The organism is Plantibacter sp. Mn2098 (assembly GCF_049319745.1).
Lineage (GTDB): Bacteria > Actinomycetota > Actinomycetes > Actinomycetales > Microbacteriaceae > Plantibacter.
Window position 1 is genome coordinate 145,242 of sequence record NZ_JBMOUH010000002.1, and the last position, 14,987, is coordinate 160,228.

A 14,987-nucleotide genomic window follows, 5' to 3' on the forward strand; every position below is an offset into this window, starting at 1 on the left:
GGCTTACGCGGTGGCGGGTCGTGGCTTGGTCGCGCGGGTGCGCTTCGGCTTGACGGGAGCTTCCGGTTCCGGCGTCGAGCTGATGCCGCCGTCGGCAGCACCGGCGTCGATCGGGGCGGTGAACGCCTTCGAACCGACTGCCGATCCGTCGCCGACCGGACGGTTCTTGCTCGACAACCACACGGGACGCGGCGGCAGCTTCTTGACGTCCTTGAAGATCTCGGCCAGCTGGACGTGGTCGAGGGTCTCCTTCTCCATCAGCTCGGCAGCGAGGCGGTCGAGGACGGCGCGGTTGGCCGTGATGACCTGCCACGCCTCGTCGTGAGCGGCCTCGATGAGGTCGCGCACCTGGGCGTCGACGCGCTCGGCGATCCGCTCGGAGTAGTCGCGCTGGTGTCCCATGTCGCGGCCGAGGAACATCTCGCCCGAGGACTGGCCGAGCTTCACGGCGCCGACGTCGGTCGTCATGCCGTACTCGGTGACCATCTTGCGAGCGATGCCCGTCGCCTTCTCGATGTCGTTCGACGCACCAGTGGTCGGGTCGTGGAAGACGAGTTCTTCAGCGACACGTCCGCCCATGGCGTAGGTGAGCTGGTCGAGGAGTTCGTTGCGCGTGACCGAGTACTTGTCCTCCAGCGGGAGCACCATCGTGTACCCGAGGGCACGGCCGCGCGGCAGGATCGTGACCTTCGTGACGGGGTCGGTGTTGTTCATCGCGGCGGCCGCCAGGGCGTGTCCACCCTCGTGGTACGCCGTGATGAGCTTCTCCTGCTCGCGCATCACGCGGGTCCGACGCTGCGGGCCGGCGATGACGCGGTCGATGGCCTCGTCGAGAGCGCGGTTGTCGATGAGCTGCGCGTTGGAGCGCGCCGTGAGCAGCGCGGCCTCGTTGAGCACGTTCGCGAGATCGGCACCGGTGAAGCCGGGCGACTTGCGGGCGACGACCTCGAGGTCGACGCTGGCAGCCAACGGCTTGCCCTTGCCGTGCACTTCGAGGATCTTCTTGCGGCCGGCGAGGTCGGGGGCGTCGACGCCGATCTGGCGGTCGAACCGGCCGGGACGCAGGAGCGCAGGGTCCAGGATGTCCGGGCGGTTGGTCGCGGCGATGAGGATGACGTTCGTCTTGACGTCGAAGCCGTCCATCTCGACGAGCAGCTGGTTGAGCGTCTGCTCGCGCTCATCGTGTCCGCCGCCCATGCCGGCGCCGCGGTGGCGACCGACCGCATCGATCTCGTCGACGAAGATGATGGCCGGGGAGTTCTCTTTGGCCTGTGCGAAGAGGTCGCGGACACGGCTTGCACCGACACCGACGAACATCTCGACGAAGTCCGAACCGGAGATCGAGTAGAAGGGGACGCCGGCCTCGCCCGCGACGGCGCGTGCGAGGAGCGTCTTGCCCGTTCCGGGAGGGCCGTACAGCAGCACACCCTTGGGGATGCGAGCGCCCACGGCCTGGAACTTGGCGGGCTCCTTGAGGAAGTCCTTGATCTCCTCGAGCTCTTCGATGGCCTCGTCGGCGCCGGCGACGTCCTCGAACGTGACCTTCGGCGACTCCTTGGAGACGAGCTTCGCCTTCGACTTGCCGAACTGCATGACCTTGTTGCCGCCGCCCTGCATGCCGGAGAGCATGAGCCAGAAGAACACGCCGATCAGGAGCAGCGGGAGCAGGAGGCCGAGCATGGACAGGAACCAGCTGGGCTGGGGCACCTTGTCGTTGTAGCCGCCGGAGGGGTTGGCGGAGTCGACGGCCTGGATGACATCCGCCGCACGTGCGTTCACGTAGTAGAACTGCACCTGCGAGCCGAACTTGTCATCGGGCTTGGTGAGCGTGAGGTCGACCCGCTGGTCGCCGTCGGTGATGACGGCTTCCTTGACGAGGCCCTTGTCGAGGAAGGCGAGGCCCTCCTGAGTGGAGACCTCCCGGAACCCGTTCATGCTCATCAGACTGATGCCGATCCAGAAGACCAGGGCGGCGATGATCAGGTAAGGGATGGGACCCTTGAAGAGGCGCTTGACGTTCATGATGAGGCCGGGACTGGCCCGTTCCCTTTCTGCAGGACCGGTCGTTGGGCGGAGCCGCAACGATTTGACCAGGCTACCGCCTCACCGCTGGATGCGGTCTGCGTGTTTGCCGTGGGCGTAACGAGTGTTCCCCGCGCCTGCTTCTCCGCTGTTTTCCGGAAGCGGCGGATGCCGGTTGCACGACGCGTCCGACGTCCGTCTCCTCCGGAAACGGAGGATGTCAGGCGTAGACGTGCGGGGCGAGGACGCCGACGTCGCGGAGGTTGCGGTACTTCTCGTTGAAGTCGAGGCCGTAGCCCACCACGAAGTCGTTGGGGATGTCGAAGCCGACGTAGGTGCAGTCGATCTGGACCTTTGCGGCCTCGGGCTTGCGGAGGAGCGCGCACACCTCGATGGATGCTGCGCCGCGGGAAGCGAAGTTGTCGAGCAGCCAGGAGAGCGTGAGCCCCGAGTCGATGATGTCCTCGACGATGAGCACGTGACGGTCGGTGAGGTCGGAGTCGAGGTCCTTGCGGATCTGGACCACACCGCTCGACTTCGTGCCGGCACCGTACGAGCTGACCGCCATCCAGTCCATCGACAGCGGGATGCGCAGCTCACGTGCGAGGTCGGCCATGACCATGACCGCGCCCTTCAGCACACCGACGAGGAGCAGGTCCTTGCCCGCGTAGTCCACCTCGATGCGGCGGGCCAGCTCAGCGAGCTTCTCCCGGATCTGCTGCTCGGTGACGAGGATCGTGGTGAGGTCGTTCGAGATGTCGCTCTGCTCCATCGTCCAATCGTATGCGACCGATGGAGTGCCCCGTGACGGAATCCGGCGATGACCGGCTGGTCAGCGGGCGGAGAACACGATGAGCCCGCCGTCGCGTGTTGCGGTCAGGCCGGGGAGGTCGATCGGGCCTTGTCCGTGCCACTCGGTCACGAGCCGCGCGACCTCGATCGTCTGCACCCGCGTGAGCGACACCCCGAACTCGCTCTGAACGACGTAGCGGATGATGCGCTGCCGAAGCGCGGCCGGGTTCGCCGCGAGGGCGCCGACGCTCACGGCGATGCCGGCCTCCGCGTGCTCGACGATCTCCTCGATCATCTCCTCGATCATCTCCTCGAACGCATCGGCGTCCTCCCGGAGGGCATCGGCCGTACGGGCGAGGGCTTCTGCGATGCCGGGGCCGATCTCCCGTTCGAGCGTCGGCAGGACCGTCTCACGCACCCGGACGCGGGCGTAGGAGGGGTCCGCGTTCTGCGGATCGGTCCACGGGTCGAGACCCTGGGCCGCGCAGGACTCGACGGTTGCGCGGCGGCGGAGGCCGAGCATCGGCCGTCCGAGGTGGTCGTTCCAGACGGGCATGCCCTGCAAGCTCGTCGCCCCCGAACCGCGGGCGAGGCCGAGCAGGACGCTCTCCGCCTGGTCGTCGAGGGTGTGGCCGAGGAGGATCGCACGGGCGCCGGTCGTGCGGCGGGCGGCGTCGAATGCGGCGAACCGGGCGTCGCGGGCTGCGGCCTCAGGCCCGCCCTCGCCGTCCAGGTCGACCGAGACGGCCGTCACGATGACGGGAGCCAGCCCCAGCTCGGCCGCCTGCGCCGCCGCCGTGGCCGCCGCATCGGCCGAGCCGGCTTGCAGGCCATGGTCGACGATGATCGCCCCGGCGGTCAGACCGAGCTTCGGAGCTTCGAAGGCGGTCGCGGCGGCGAGGGCGAGAGAATCGGCGCCGCCGCTCAGGGCGACGAGGACGTCCGCCTGCTGCGGTTGCTGCGGCTCCCCTGCGTCGGTCGCCGCAGCCGCTGTGATGTTCCCCGTTCCGCTCGCCGTTCCGGTGCTGCTCGGTGCAAGCGTCGCGAGCGCATCGCGAACCGCCTTCCGCACGGCGGCGACGGACGGATGCAGCGGCGGTCGGACATCGTTCACGCTGCAACGCTATTGCACCGGCCGCGCTCCCGCTCGCAACATCCGCAGAGGGGAGGCATCCTGTCGTCCGGGACACGCTTCACCGACGTTTCGCCGCATGTCGGCGCGGTTCCCGCTCTCGCAGCGCGGCTCAGGGACGCGGGAACCGCATCGGTTATGGTGGGTGCTGGCCGGAGTCCGGCCGTCATCCCAGCATTCAACTCTCCGAGGAGCAGGCAGCTATGGCCGAGTACGACGCCGTCATCGAAATCCCGCGGGGCAGCCGCAACAAGTACGAGATCGACCACGAGACCGGTCGCGTCTTCCTCGACCGCGTGCTCTTCACGAGCTTCGTGTACCCCGCGGACTACGGCTTCTTCGAGAACACACTCGGCGAAGACGGCGACCCCGTCGACGTCCTCGTCCTCCTCGACTTCCCCACCTTCCCGGGCGTTGGCATCAAGGTGCGTCCCGTCGGCGTCCTGCGCATGACCGACGACGGCGGCGGGGACGACAAGATCGTCGCCGTCCAGTACAAGGACCCGCGCTGGTCGCACATCCAGGACCTCAACGACATCCCGGAGGCCACGCGCGCCGAGATCGAGCACTTCTTCGTGCACTACAAGGACACCGAGCCGGGCAAGTGGGCTCGCATCGACGGTTGGGGCGATGCGGCAGAGGCCGAGAAGATCGTCCAGGCCGGCTTCGCGAAGCTCAAGGCAGAAGGCCACTGAGTCTGACGCCCGGTCGCAGCCGAGGCTGAGACCGGGCCGATGATGCGACTCCGCCGCGGCGGCGGCATCGCATCGTTACCGGAAACGCCAGAGGGCGGTACCCATCGGGTACCGCCCTCTTCGTATTATCCGGGTGGGCGTGCTGCCGCAGGGACTAGCCGAGCGGGGCGCCGCGGTCCGCCATGAACGGCTGGGCGTTGATGGCCGTGCCGTTGATCCGGACCTCGAAGTGGAGGTGGCAGCCGGTCGATGCGCCGGTGGTGCCGACGTGCGCGATGACCTGGCCGGCGCTGACCTGGTAGCCCTCAGCGACCTCGTAGCCGCCGTTGACGATGTGCGCGTACCCCGTGCTGACGCCTGAACCGTGGTCGATCAGGATGAAGTTGCCGTACGTGCCGTACCAGCCCGCATACGTGACCGTTCCGCCCGTGGCGGCGTAGATGTTGCTGCCGCAGCTGGCGCCGATGTCGGTTCCACGGTGCGAGGAGCTCGACGTTCCGCCGCCCGTGGAGATCGGATCGCGGTTGCCGAACGTGCCCGTGATGTTGCCGAACGCCGGGATGGCCCAGCCCTGGCTGCTCAGCTGGCCGCCATCGGCCGCGCCTCCCCGAGCTGCAGCGGCAGCCGCCTCCGCCTTCTTCTTCTCCTCGACGCCGACTTGGTAGGCAGCAACCGTCTTCGCAGAGGTGTCCTGCAGCGACTTCAGCTGCGCATCGAGGGTGACGATGAGGTCCTGGTTCTGCTTGAGCTTGTCAGCAGCGGCCGTCGCGGCCTCCTGAGCTGCCTGCATCGCCGCCTGGGCAGCCTGGCGCAGCACTTCACGCTCATCGCGGGCGAGACCGGCCTGGGTGCCGAGCGCCTTCGCCGTGTTGCTCGCGGCGATCGCCTGCTCGTACACGCCGTTGCTGTGCTGCGCGACCTTGTTCATGTTGCCGAGCTTCGCGAGCAGATCCGATGCGCCCGTCGTCTTCTCGTCGAGGAGGAGGCTGAGGCTGAGGTCGGCTCCGCCGGAGCGGTACAGCTGTGACGCGACACGGCCCGCCTGCTTCGTCGCGGTCTCTGCTTCGGTCGTCTTCGCGTCCGCCTGCGCCTGGATCGCCGAGGCGCGCTGGTCGGCTTCGAAGAACGCCTCCTCAGCTGCCTGGAACTCGGTTCCACGCTTCTGGGCCTCGTCCTGTGCCGCCTGCAGTTCGACCTGGAGCGTCTTGATCAGGTTGGTGATGTTGGTGACTTCAGCGGCCTTCGCGGCTTCGTTGCCCTTGGCTGCCTGGACGTCGTCCCAGCTGGGGTAGTCGGCTGCCGATGCCGGAGCGGCGATGCTCACGGCGCCGACGACGGTGATGGCGAGCACGGCCAATGCCGCGAAACGCGACTGCCAGCGTCGTTTGCCCGCGGCGATCGTCGTGCCGCGTTCGCGCTTCGGTGCGCCCTGCAGTCTGTTCGTCATGAGGTTACGGCCCATCCCAGTTTCACATCAGTCACATCGGTCACGATCACAACACCATTCACAGTATCCCCAAACGGGGGTCATTTGAAGGGTGCGCCTGAGCGAGTCGTGAGGCCCGTCCAGCGCGCGATACGTAATTCGTACCGGGCGAATGTACCGCCGGAACGGCCGTTTCGACGGCTGATTCTGCCGGAGTCGCAACATCCGCCCACCATCGATCATCCTCCGTTTCCACCGCGCGACACACCCGGGATGCACGTTCTCGCGGCCTCGATTTGTGATTCCTTGAAAGCACCACGTATGCTTATCCCTCGGTAGTTGAAGTTCATTGCTTCACGGCCCCATCGTTTAGTGGCCTAGGACACCGCCCTTTCACGGCGGCAGCACGGGTTCGAATCCCGTTGGGGTCACTCAACTACTACAATAGAAAAATCAATATCGAGGCCCTGTAGCGCAGTTGGTTAGCGTGCCGCCCTGTCACGGCGGAGGTCGCGGGTTCAAGTCCCGTCAGGGTCGCAAAAGGTCAGAAGCCCTCTCGCAAGGGAGGGCTTCTGCTTTTTGAGACATGAAGTTCCTCGAGAACGTCTGCTCTCGGCTCTGTAGCTCAGTTGGTAGAGCGCACGACTGAAAATTGTGAGGTCACGGGATCGACGCCCGTCGGAGCCACTGGAACCCCCGCATAGCTTCTACATTGTGGGGGTTTCTTCATTTAACGCCCGGGTCGTGGGCCCGTGCCGTGTGCCGCGCCGCAGCGCCTGCACCAGAGAAGGCAAACCGCGCGAGAGAAGGCCGCTTCGCGCGCGAACGTCCTTCTCTCGCGCGGTTCCCCTTCTGCCGCGCACGCAGAAACGCCCCGCCGATCCGAATCGGACCGACGGGGCGCCTCACACGTGAACTACTTGCTGCTGCCCGAGCACGCGACGACGGCGTATTCGCCGGTCGACGTCTGCTCGGCGACGACCTCGCCGTTGGCCGTGATCTTGCAGGAGATCGTCGTCGCGCCCTCTGCCGCCTGCGCGGTCAGCGAGAAGATGCTGGTCGCAAAGGCGCCCTCGTCCTCAAGTGCGATCTCCTTCGTGAACGGCAGCGGCGCATCGTTGGCCTGCTCCTGGCCGACACCACCGTTGTTGAACGTCATGTACGTGACGCTGCCCGTCGCGCCATCGCTCGTGACCTCGTACGTCACGGTGTTGGTGGTGGCCTTCTCCTCGACGGCAGGCGTCGCGCCCTTCGACGTCGACGAACATCCGGCCAGTGCCAGAGTCGCGATGACGGCGCCGACGCAGATGAATTTCTTGATGCTCATGTGGATTCCCTTGTGCTGAGTGCAAAACACTCATTTTATCGAGTGAGTCAACCAACTGGATAACCGATGGGCAACGATTGTTGGCCAAAACATGTCAGGCGGCCTTGCACGGGAGTAGGCAAACCGCGCGAGAGAAGGTCGCTTCGCGCCCGGACGTCCTTCTCTCGCGCGGTTCCCCTTCTGCGGTGCGGCGATGGAACGGGCGGGACGACGACAAAGCGATGCGCGGCGCGGAGCGGCGGGCTCTCATGGTGGCGGGACGTCGGGGGTTGCTCGTAGGCTGAAACGATGCGAGCCACGGCCATCATCCGCCCGGACGTCACCCTCGAGGCCACCGGCCAGGGCATCGGCGTCGACGAACTCCGAGCAGACATCCTCCGCCAGATCCCGGAGGGACACGAACTCACGCAGATCCTCGTGGCCGGCGGGCGCGTCGACGGCAACCTCGTCGGCACGGGAACCTACCGACCCACCGAGACCCGAACCATCGAGGCGGAGGGGAAGGACTACGCCACCGCGGCCGCCGCTGTCGTTGCAGCGATTCCCGACGGCTGGGTCCAGCTCTGGCGCACCATCGCGGATTGACCCGCACTGCAGAAGGACTCAGCTCCGTCTGCTGCGCCTTCCGCCCGAGCCGCTCACGTCGACGGCCCACGAACATCCCCTTGAGGCGCTCGTCCGCGGGGCGTACGGTCAAGCACATGGTCACCGACGACCCGACGCTCACCAACCCGCAGCTGTACCGCCTGCTCTGGGAGAACGAGTTCGTCCGCGTCCTCGAGTACCTCGACGATCCCGGCGCGAGATCGACACCGCACGATCATCCGAACAGCGTGATGGTCTCGCTGTCCGGATTCACGCGCAAGCTGCGCTCGGGCGGCCGCGAGTTCGAGGTCGAGTTGCCGGCAGGACAGGCCGTCTGGCTGCCGGCCCAACGCCACAGCGGCGAGAACATCGGCGACACCCCGACGCACACGATCTTCGTCGAGCTGAAGGGCGATGCCGCGGGCGAGCCGACGGACGTCCTCGGTCCGCAGACCTCACACCGCTGATCGCTCGCTCGCTGTCGGCGCCGCACCGGCCCGGCTCCGCGCGGAAGTCTGCACGAGAACAGGTGAACCGCCCCGCAGAAGGACGGTGAACACCGGAGTGTCCTTCTGCGGGGCGGTTCACCTTCTGTGGTGCGGTGCGGTGCGGGAGCGGAGCGCCGAGCGCGACTAGCGCACCGACTTGCGCTCGTAGATGACCATCGACCAGACGTAGCCCGCGAGCGAGATGACGACGCACCAGATAATGGCGAACACGGCGTTCCAGCCGAGCGGCGTGCCGAGGAGCAGCCCGCGGATCGTCTCGATGAACGGCGTGAACGGCTGCACCTCTGCGAACCACTGCAGGCCGGCCGGCATCGAATCCGTCGGCACGAACCCGCTGCCGAGGAACGGCAGGAAGGTGAGGATGAGCGGGAGGTTGCTCGCCGTCTCGACCGACTTCGCCTGCATCCCCATCGCGACCCCGAGCCAGCTGATCGCGAACGCGATGAACGTGACGATGCCGACGACGCCCAACCACTCCAGCGGACCGGCCGTCGGACGGAAACCGATCAGGACGCCGACGCCGAGCACCAGCGCGACTGCGATCAGCCCCTGGATCGTGTTGCCGAGCACATGGCCGGCGAGGACCGATGCGCGCGAGATCGCCATCGTGCGGAACCGGGCGGTGATGCCCTCCGTCATGTCCATCGACACGGTGGTCGCCGTGCCTCCGGCCGTCCCGGCGATCGTGATCGCGAGGATGCCGGGCATCACGTACGCGACGTACGCCTGCAAGCCGCCCGCCGGATCGACGCCGGGGAGTCCGGCGCCGAGCGTGCCGCCGAAGACGAACACGAACAGCAACAGGATGACGACGGGTCCGAGGATGGTGAAGACCGACAACCCCGGGTAGCGGATCATGTGCAGGAGGTTGCGGCGCAGCATCGTGATCGCGTCGGCGACGACGTGGGAGCGGCGGGCGAGCGGGACGACCGGAACGGTCGGTCCCTGAGCGGCGAATGCGGTGGTCATGAGCGCGTTCCCTTCGTACTGGTGTGAGCGTGTGCGGCAGCCGGAGCGTCCACCGACTCGATGTCGGCGGACCCGGCCGCACCGGCATCCGCACCTGCACCTACACCAGCACCTGTCGTCGCGCCGGTGAGCGCGAAGAACACGTCGTCGAGGTCCGGAGTGTGGATGCTGAGGTCGTCGACCTCCAGCTGCGCCTGGTCGAGGCGGTCGAGGACGGCCCGCAGCGAACCGACGCCGCCGTCGCTCGGCACCGTCAGCGCCAGGTCTGCGTCATCGCGGATCGAACCGTCGAGCAGTCTGGATGCGATGTCGAGAGTCGCCGCATCACCGAATCGCAACCGCAGGTGCCCACCCGGCACGAGCCGCTTGAGCTCGTCCGGTGTGCCGTCAGCGACGATGCGGCCGCCGTCGAGGACCGCGATGCGATCCGCGAGTTCATCGGCCTCATCGAGGTACTGCGTGGTGAGGAGGACGGTCGTGCCGTCGGCGACGAGACTGCGCACGATCTCCCACATCGTGTGGCGGCTGCGCGGGTCGAGGCCGGTGGTCGGTTCGTCGAGGAAGATCACGCTCGGAGTCGCGACGAGTGTCATCGCGAGATCGAGGCGGCGTTTCATCCCGCCCGAGTAGGTGGCGAGCGGTTTGCGGGCAGCCTCGACGAGGTCGAACTGTTCGAGCAGTTCCGCGGTCCTCGTCCGCGCCCGTTTGGCCCCCAGGTGGCGCAGGCGCCCCATGAGCAGGAGGTTCTCCTCGCCGGTGAGGAGCCCGTCGACGGCCGAGAACTGGCCGGTGAGGCCGATCATCGCCCGCACCGCCCCTGGATCGTGGACGACGTCGCTGCCGTTCACGAGCGCCGTGCCGCCGTCCGGGCGCACGAGCGTGCTGAGGATGTGCACTGTCGTCGTCTTGCCGGCCCCGTTCGGGCCGAGCAGGGCGGTCACCGTGCCTGGGGCGACTGCGAGGTCGACGCCGTCGAGCACCGTTGTGCCGCCGTACGACTTCCGGAGTCCGCGGACGTCGATCGCTGATGTGGTCATGGGTCCCGTTCCTTTCTGATGAAGATGGAAATTGAGATGGAGATACTGCTGAAGCTGCTGTCGATGCTGCTGCTGTCGATGCGTTCGCTCGGACTCACCGAGCGCGCTCGACGGTGATGTCACCGAACTGGGTCCTGGCGTGCACGGCGACGGACTGTTCCGACGCATCCGGAGCGGAGTCGCCGGCGAGCCGGTTGCGCACGTGGCCTTCTTTGGAGGACAGGTCGAGCCAGGCCGGGACGCCATCGCGGACGCCGATCGCGACCTGCCCGTATCCGCTCTCGACCTGGATCGATCCGCCGGACACCTCGCGGAGCTGGATGCTGCCGTAGGCGGTCTTCGCGGTCACGGAGGCGAGCGCCCTCACGACGTCCAGGTCGCCGTAGGAGAGTTTGGCGTCGAGGTCGCCTCCGCACTCCCCCAGCTGGATGCTGCCGTGCGATGCCTTGAGGAGCGCGTCGCCAGCAACCGCGGCGATGCGGATCTGCCCGTGGTCGGCCGTGATCTCGACCCCGCCGTCCGCGATGCCGACGGTCGCGTTGCCGTGCGAAGCCCGCAACCACAGGTCACCTGTGTCCTCGACGTCCACGGCGCCGGTCGAGCTCTTGATGCGGGTGGCGCCCAAGCGTCCCTCCGCTCGCAGATTGCCCGCCGAGATCTCGGCGGTGAGACGCGATCCGGTCGGAAGCTCGACGCGGATGTCGATCGACTCGCTCGGGCCGAACCAGCTGACACGAGGACGCGGAGCGGTGACCGTCAGCCGTGAGCCGTCGAAATCGACTCTCGTCTCCTCCGCGCCTCGGCGGTCCACGGCCTTGCCCTGGTTGGTCGGTGCGACCGTGACGACGGTGTCGGAGCGATCGCTCGCGACGACCTCGATCGCGCCGGATGGCAGATTGATGGCGAGATCGATGGGGGTCGGGGTGCTGAATGCAGGCATGCTGACGCCTCCCTTTCTGTGTGGGTTCAAGGCATGGTCGACCGGCCCTGCGCGCTGGCGGGCTGGACGTGATGCGGCGGCGGATGGCCGCCCGGTGGGTGGAGCCGGCGGGCTATCGCGCCCAGCCGGCGAAGTTGTCGCCGGTTCGCAGCGTGCGCTGCGCTGATCGTCGTTGTCTGGGTTGGAGCGCGTCCGCGACCGCGCGGACGAGCCAGGTGTTGACCGACAGTCCGTCGGCCGCGGCCGCATCGTCGACTCGCGCCTTGAGGGCGTCCGGAAGGCGGAGCGTGGTGCGGGACGTGCTCACGTCGTCGATCTCGACGGGTGAGGCCGAGCGCTCATCGGCATCGGGTTCCGTGCTCGCCTGGGTGACGACGAACTCGACCTCCCGCCCGCGGAGACGGACGTCGACGGCGCCTGGAGCGAGGTCGCGGGTGATCTCCCCCGCAGCCGCCGACAGTGCGTCCAGCAGGACGAGTCTCGTCGCGGCGTCGAGGCCGGCTGCGAGGCGTTCTGCGACGGCGCGAGTCTCTTCTGCGCCGTTCGACGCAGTGTCCACCAGCTGTCGCTGCAGGTCGGTGACGTAGCTCCCAAGTTCCATGTGCACCATCGTGACACCACCGTGGTGTCATGTCAAGCACTCGTGGTGTCATTTTTGGGAATTGTGGTGTCACGCACGATTTGCGCACCACAAAACGCCCCGCCTTCCTAGCAAGGCGGGGCGTTCAGCGCCGCAGAAACCTGCGGCATTCAGGGCACTCAGGAGGGGTCAGTGCCCCAGGTCGGCAGCGGCGCTGGCGACGGTGATGCAGGCACCGTCCCAGCTGCCGTCACTCAGGTCGGTCCGAGAGGAGTCGAATCCCCGCGCCGCCACCATCCACTCGTGCTGCTGATCGGCGTTCAGGCCGGACGGCATCCCGTACTGCACATCGTCGGCGAATGGCCGCTTCGCGATGTCGATGTCCGAGCCCGCATACCCGAGCCCCTTCCCCGCCAGGCAGGACCGCATCGTGTCGACGTAGAGCTGGTACGTGCCGGCCACCGCACGCGCGGCATCGCGTTCAGCATCGGTCGGGGCGAACGTCCCGTCCGCGATCCGCTGCGCGACGCCGAGCCGCTCGGTGGGGTCGAAGTAGAACGCATCGATCCCCTCGGCGGATGATGTCGCGGCAGTCTCGAGCGCGGGCCGCTCCGCGACGGGCGCAGCCGTCGACGGCGCGGACGACGCCGTGACCTCAGGCGCCACCTCGGACGTGGACGCCGGCGCGGCCGTCGCCATCGCTCCGGCGGCGGCGATCGACCCCGCGACCACAAGAGCCGCGAGTGGGGCGGCGACGATCTTCCAGTGCTTCATATCAACTTCTCCCTCGTCGTGGAGCCCGGCCGGATCGCGTGGGCTCCAATAGGAAGATACCTTCCCATAAATTTCCGCACGGGGCAACCGCATCGATCAGACCGGGTGCAGACCCTCAGTTCGCGTCGTCGTTGCCCATCGTGTGCACCGCGTATCCGCGGCAGCCGCCGTCCTGCCACCGGCTGCCTGCCCCGGCGGGAGACGCGCCGTACAGGGCGGCCCTCGCCGCATCGCCGTCCGGGAGATTCGCATCCGACGCCAGCCGCCCACCCCGGTCGCCCGGCAGTTCGAGGGACCAGTCGTCGGTCCAGCTGTACCAGAACCCCTGTCGCGCCATGCAGACGGCGACGATCTGATGCAGGAGGTTCCAGGACACCGACTCCGGATCAGCGGCCGCGCGCAGCGTCGCCGGAGGGGTCCGCGCATCGAACCACCCCGGCGGTGTCCTGCTGTAGTCGACTGTGCCAGGCGATCGCGAGCCGAGTTCCGCGTCGGGGTTGGCATCGGCGCCCTCAACGATCGGCGTCGCCCAGGGCAACGGCCCACTCGGATCGATCCCGGCACTCGACGACTGCTCACTCCCCGCCGCCAGTACGACGGCCGAGGCGACCACTCCGCCGACGAGCACAACCCCGACGACGACGATCGCAAGACCCGCTCGATGCCGCCGTGTCAGGCGCGACGCCACCCCGCCTCGCGAGCGGACGCCCGTCATCGTGCCCCCACCGGGCGACTCCGAACGTCGGCGTGGCGCGGCCACCACCACGTCGCCGCCCCGAGCAGGCACAGCCCGACCCCCATGCCGAGGCCGATGCCCAACACCTGAGCGATGCCAGCGCTCGCCGCCTGCATCGACAGGCGGCTGACGATCGAGCCGCCGGTCACACTCACGAGGGAGATGAGCGCCGCACCCGACGAGCTGATGAGCGGGGCCGCGATCGCGAGGAGCAGCGCCCCCATGTGACGCACGGCACGGCGGCCCGCGAGCGCACATCCCACGACCGCGACCAGCGTCGCCGCCGCGAGCACCGCGAACGCCGCTCCGGGCAGTCGCGCACCGGGCAGCGCGTCGGTCACCAGCGCGATGGCGATCCTCCCGAGCATGGCCACGCCGAACACCGTGATCGCCGCACCCGACGCTGCAACCAGCATCGCGAGCGCTCCCCCGACGCGCCGCACGATCGCACCGGCCGGATCGGCGGCAGACGCCGCACGCACGTGGCGCGCCCGCCACGACAGGTCGGCGGGGATCCCGCGCACCATGCGCCAGAAGATGTCGCGGGACACCCGTGCGGCCGACTGTCCCTCCCCGTCCGCCCACGCCCCGTGCTCGTACAGGTCCGAGCCGATCTCCGCCAGCCGATCGTCGATGACATCCGGTGCGAGGTCGCGCGTGTACCAGCGGCACCACGCGAGCACTTGCCGGACGACGCGGCGGTAGCCGGCACTCCGCATCGCGCTCATGCCAGGCCCACCTCGACCGCACGGCCGTCTGCGGCGCAGGTCTTGGCGGCGCGCTGCTCGACGAGGAGGCGAGCGCGCTCGCGATCCCTCGCCAACTCGCCGCCCCCCGTCACCCGATAGAGCCGTCGCCTCGGCCGGCCATCGGCCTCGGCGAGGGCGTGATCCTCCCAGCTCGCCTGGAGCAGTCCGGCCTGCGTCATCCGGGACAGCGCCTTGTACAGGGTGCCGTGCGCGGTGAGCGCATGTTCGGTGTCAGACAGGCGACGCGCGAGGGAGAACCCGTAGAACGTGTCGTCCTCGTCCTGCAACGCCAGACCGACGTCGAGGATGTCGAACTCGAGTGGAAACAGGGTTCCTGGTCGTCGTCTCATGTCGAAATTATAGGAAGATATGTTCTCATCGGCAAGCGGCGGTGGGACACGTGCACACGAAGCGCCCGCCTGGGATGCACGTCTCTGTACACGACCCCCTTGCGGGTGTCGGCCGTCCACGAGAGCATCGGAACATGACCGATTCCCCGAAGCAGCCGTGGTGGCAGCTCACGGCGAGTCCGCTGCTCGGCTTCGGTCTCGGCGTCCTCTGGTTCATCCTCGCCGCCCTCCAGGTGCGGTCCGCCGTGAACGGGTCGCCCATCGCGTGGGCCGCACTCGTGGTCGGGGTGCTCCTCGGCATCTCGCACATCACCACCTCGTTCCTCACGATCGCGCGCAACCGGCGGATGCAGGAGGGTGCGAT

At 67.9% G+C, this 14,987-nt stretch carries 16 protein-coding genes and 3 tRNA genes; 6 read left to right on the forward strand and 13 right to left on the reverse strand.

Translation table 11 applies throughout. The features are described 5' to 3' along the window. Window positions 1-3: 3 nt before the first annotated feature. From ftsH to tilS, 3 genes are all read right to left on the reverse strand, one after another. Complete coding sequence (gene ftsH / locus ACL9RL_RS03495; RefSeq protein WP_422778825.1) at window positions 4-2,022, reverse strand: ATP-dependent zinc metalloprotease FtsH; 2,019 nt, start codon at window positions 2,020-2,022, stop codon at window positions 4-6. A 220-nt stretch (window positions 2,023-2,242) separates the two neighbouring features. Further along, a complete protein-coding gene (gene hpt / locus ACL9RL_RS03500) occupies window positions 2,243-2,794 on the reverse strand; it encodes a hypoxanthine phosphoribosyltransferase (protein ID WP_422778826.1) in 552 nt (183 codons plus the stop codon). A gap of 60 nt (window positions 2,795-2,854) precedes the next feature. Then, window positions 2,855-3,928 (reverse strand): tRNA lysidine(34) synthetase TilS, encoded by a 1,074-nt coding sequence (gene tilS, locus ACL9RL_RS03505; RefSeq protein ID WP_422778827.1) that lies wholly within the window; start codon window positions 3,926-3,928, stop codon window positions 2,855-2,857. 221 nt (window positions 3,929-4,149) lie between these two features. Between tilS and ACL9RL_RS03510 the strand changes: the two genes are divergently transcribed. Next, the gene (locus ACL9RL_RS03510; RefSeq protein ID WP_422778828.1) at window positions 4,150-4,641 is read left to right on the forward strand and encodes an inorganic diphosphatase; all 492 of its coding nucleotides are present in this window, start codon (window positions 4,150-4,152) and stop codon (window positions 4,639-4,641) included. A gap of 154 nt (window positions 4,642-4,795) precedes the next feature. On the opposite strand, the gene ACL9RL_RS03515 is transcribed toward ACL9RL_RS03510, so the two are convergent. Next, window positions 4,796-6,088 carry a M23 family metallopeptidase gene (locus ACL9RL_RS03515; RefSeq protein WP_422778829.1) on the reverse strand — a complete coding sequence of 431 codons (1,293 nt, stop codon included), beginning with the start codon at window positions 6,086-6,088 and terminating at the stop codon, window positions 4,796-4,798. A gap of 337 nt (window positions 6,089-6,425) precedes the next feature. On the opposite strand from ACL9RL_RS03515, the gene ACL9RL_RS03520 reads away from it, so the two are divergent. The 3 genes from ACL9RL_RS03520 (at window position 6,426) to ACL9RL_RS03530 (ending at window position 6,754) form a co-directional block, all read left to right on the forward strand. Further along, a tRNA-Glu gene (locus ACL9RL_RS03520) sits at window positions 6,426-6,498 on the forward strand. Between the two features lie 32 nt (window positions 6,499-6,530). Beyond that, window positions 6,531-6,604 (forward strand) — tRNA-Asp (locus ACL9RL_RS03525). Window positions 6,605-6,681: 77 nt separating this feature from the next. After that, window positions 6,682-6,754 (forward strand) — tRNA-Phe (locus ACL9RL_RS03530). A gap of 229 nt (window positions 6,755-6,983) precedes the next feature. Here ACL9RL_RS03530 and ACL9RL_RS03535 read toward each other — a convergent pair. Beyond that, a complete protein-coding gene (locus ACL9RL_RS03535) occupies window positions 6,984-7,394 on the reverse strand; it encodes an MmpS family transport accessory protein (protein ID WP_422778830.1) in 411 nt (136 codons plus the stop codon). Between the two features lie 288 nt (window positions 7,395-7,682). Here ACL9RL_RS03535 and ACL9RL_RS03540 point away from each other — a divergent pair, with 288 nt between their 5' ends. Together ACL9RL_RS03540 and ACL9RL_RS03545 are read left to right on the forward strand one after the other, a co-directional pair. Beyond that, entirely contained in the window at window positions 7,683-7,979 is a 297-nt protein-coding gene (locus ACL9RL_RS03540; RefSeq protein ID WP_422778831.1) for a hypothetical protein, read from the forward strand. 116 nt (window positions 7,980-8,095) lie between these two features. After that, a complete protein-coding gene (locus ACL9RL_RS03545) occupies window positions 8,096-8,446 on the forward strand; it encodes a cupin domain-containing protein (protein ID WP_422778832.1) in 351 nt (116 codons plus the stop codon). A gap of 165 nt (window positions 8,447-8,611) precedes the next feature. Here ACL9RL_RS03545 and ACL9RL_RS03550 read toward each other — a convergent pair whose 3' ends face one another. The 8 genes from ACL9RL_RS03550 to ACL9RL_RS03585 form a co-directional block, all read right to left on the reverse strand. Beyond that, window positions 8,612-9,457: an ABC transporter permease gene (locus ACL9RL_RS03550; RefSeq protein ID WP_422778833.1), complete on the reverse strand. Its 846-nt coding sequence runs from the start codon at window positions 9,455-9,457 to the stop codon at window positions 8,612-8,614. Continuing rightward, on the reverse strand, window positions 9,454-10,494 hold the full coding sequence (locus ACL9RL_RS03555; protein WP_422778834.1) for an ATP-binding cassette domain-containing protein: 1,041 nt from the start codon (window positions 10,492-10,494) through the stop codon (window positions 9,454-9,456). Before ACL9RL_RS03555 ends, ACL9RL_RS03550 begins: the two co-directional genes overlap by 4 nt. A 94-nt stretch (window positions 10,495-10,588) precedes the next feature. Then, a complete protein-coding gene (locus tag ACL9RL_RS03560) occupies window positions 10,589-11,434 on the reverse strand; it encodes a DUF4097 family beta strand repeat-containing protein (RefSeq protein ID WP_422778835.1) in 846 nt (281 codons plus the stop codon). Window positions 11,435-11,546: 112 nt separating this feature from the next. Then, a complete protein-coding gene (locus ACL9RL_RS03565; RefSeq protein ID WP_422778836.1) occupies window positions 11,547-12,035 on the reverse strand; it encodes a histidine kinase in 489 nt (162 codons plus the stop codon). A gap of 168 nt (window positions 12,036-12,203) precedes the next feature. Further along, window positions 12,204-12,788, reverse strand: coding sequence for a hypothetical protein (locus tag ACL9RL_RS03570; RefSeq protein WP_422778837.1), 585 nt, complete (start codon window positions 12,786-12,788; stop codon window positions 12,204-12,206). 115 nt (window positions 12,789-12,903) lie between these two features. After that, on the reverse strand, window positions 12,904-13,503 hold the full coding sequence (locus tag ACL9RL_RS03575; RefSeq protein ID WP_422778838.1) for a hypothetical protein: 600 nt from the start codon (window positions 13,501-13,503) through the stop codon (window positions 12,904-12,906). Further along, window positions 13,500-14,252 carry a hypothetical protein gene (locus ACL9RL_RS03580; RefSeq protein WP_422778839.1) on the reverse strand — a complete coding sequence of 251 codons (753 nt, stop codon included), beginning with the start codon at window positions 14,250-14,252 and terminating at the stop codon, window positions 13,500-13,502. Before ACL9RL_RS03580 ends, ACL9RL_RS03575 begins: the two co-directional genes overlap by 4 nt. Beyond that, window positions 14,249-14,623 carry a PadR family transcriptional regulator gene (locus ACL9RL_RS03585; protein WP_422778840.1) on the reverse strand — a complete coding sequence of 125 codons (375 nt, stop codon included), beginning with the start codon at window positions 14,621-14,623 and terminating at the stop codon, window positions 14,249-14,251. Before ACL9RL_RS03585 ends, ACL9RL_RS03580 begins: the two co-directional genes overlap by 4 nt. Window positions 14,624-14,987: the final 364 nt, after the last annotated feature.

Coding starts and splice junctions, on each gene's coding strand:
- ftsH (WP_422778825.1), bottom strand. CDS start 2,022: ATGAACGTCAAGCGCCTCTTCAAGGGTCCCATCCCTTACCTGATCATC.
- hpt (WP_422778826.1), bottom strand. CDS start 2,794: ATGGAGCAGAGCGACATCTCGAACGACCTCACCACGATCCTCGTCACC.
- ACL9RL_RS03510 (WP_422778828.1), top strand. CDS start 4,150: ATGGCCGAGTACGACGCCGTCATCGAAATCCCGCGGGGCAGCCGCAAC.
- ACL9RL_RS03515 (WP_422778829.1), bottom strand. CDS start 6,088: ATGACGAACAGACTGCAGGGCGCACCGAAGCGCGAACGCGGCACGACG.
- ACL9RL_RS03535 (WP_422778830.1), bottom strand. CDS start 7,394: ATGAGCATCAAGAAATTCATCTGCGTCGGCGCCGTCATCGCGACTCTG.
- ACL9RL_RS03540 (WP_422778831.1), top strand. CDS start 7,683: ATGCGAGCCACGGCCATCATCCGCCCGGACGTCACCCTCGAGGCCACC.
- ACL9RL_RS03545 (WP_422778832.1), top strand. CDS start 8,096: ATGGTCACCGACGACCCGACGCTCACCAACCCGCAGCTGTACCGCCTG.
- ACL9RL_RS03550 (WP_422778833.1), bottom strand. CDS start 9,457: ATGACCACCGCATTCGCCGCTCAGGGACCGACCGTTCCGGTCGTCCCG.
- ACL9RL_RS03555 (WP_422778834.1), bottom strand. CDS start 10,494: ATGACCACATCAGCGATCGACGTCCGCGGACTCCGGAAGTCGTACGGC.
- ACL9RL_RS03560 (WP_422778835.1), bottom strand. CDS start 11,434: ATGCCTGCATTCAGCACCCCGACCCCCATCGATCTCGCCATCAATCTG.
- ACL9RL_RS03565 (WP_422778836.1), bottom strand. CDS start 12,035: ATGGAACTTGGGAGCTACGTCACCGACCTGCAGCGACAGCTGGTGGAC.
- ACL9RL_RS03570 (WP_422778837.1), bottom strand. CDS start 12,788: ATGAAGCACTGGAAGATCGTCGCCGCCCCACTCGCGGCTCTTGTGGTC.
- ACL9RL_RS03575 (WP_422778838.1), bottom strand. CDS start 13,503: ATGACGGGCGTCCGCTCGCGAGGCGGGGTGGCGTCGCGCCTGACACGG.
- ACL9RL_RS03580 (WP_422778839.1), bottom strand. CDS start 14,252: ATGAGCGCGATGCGGAGTGCCGGCTACCGCCGCGTCGTCCGGCAAGTG.
- ACL9RL_RS03585 (WP_422778840.1), bottom strand. CDS start 14,623: ATGAGACGACGACCAGGAACCCTGTTTCCACTCGAGTTCGACATCCTC.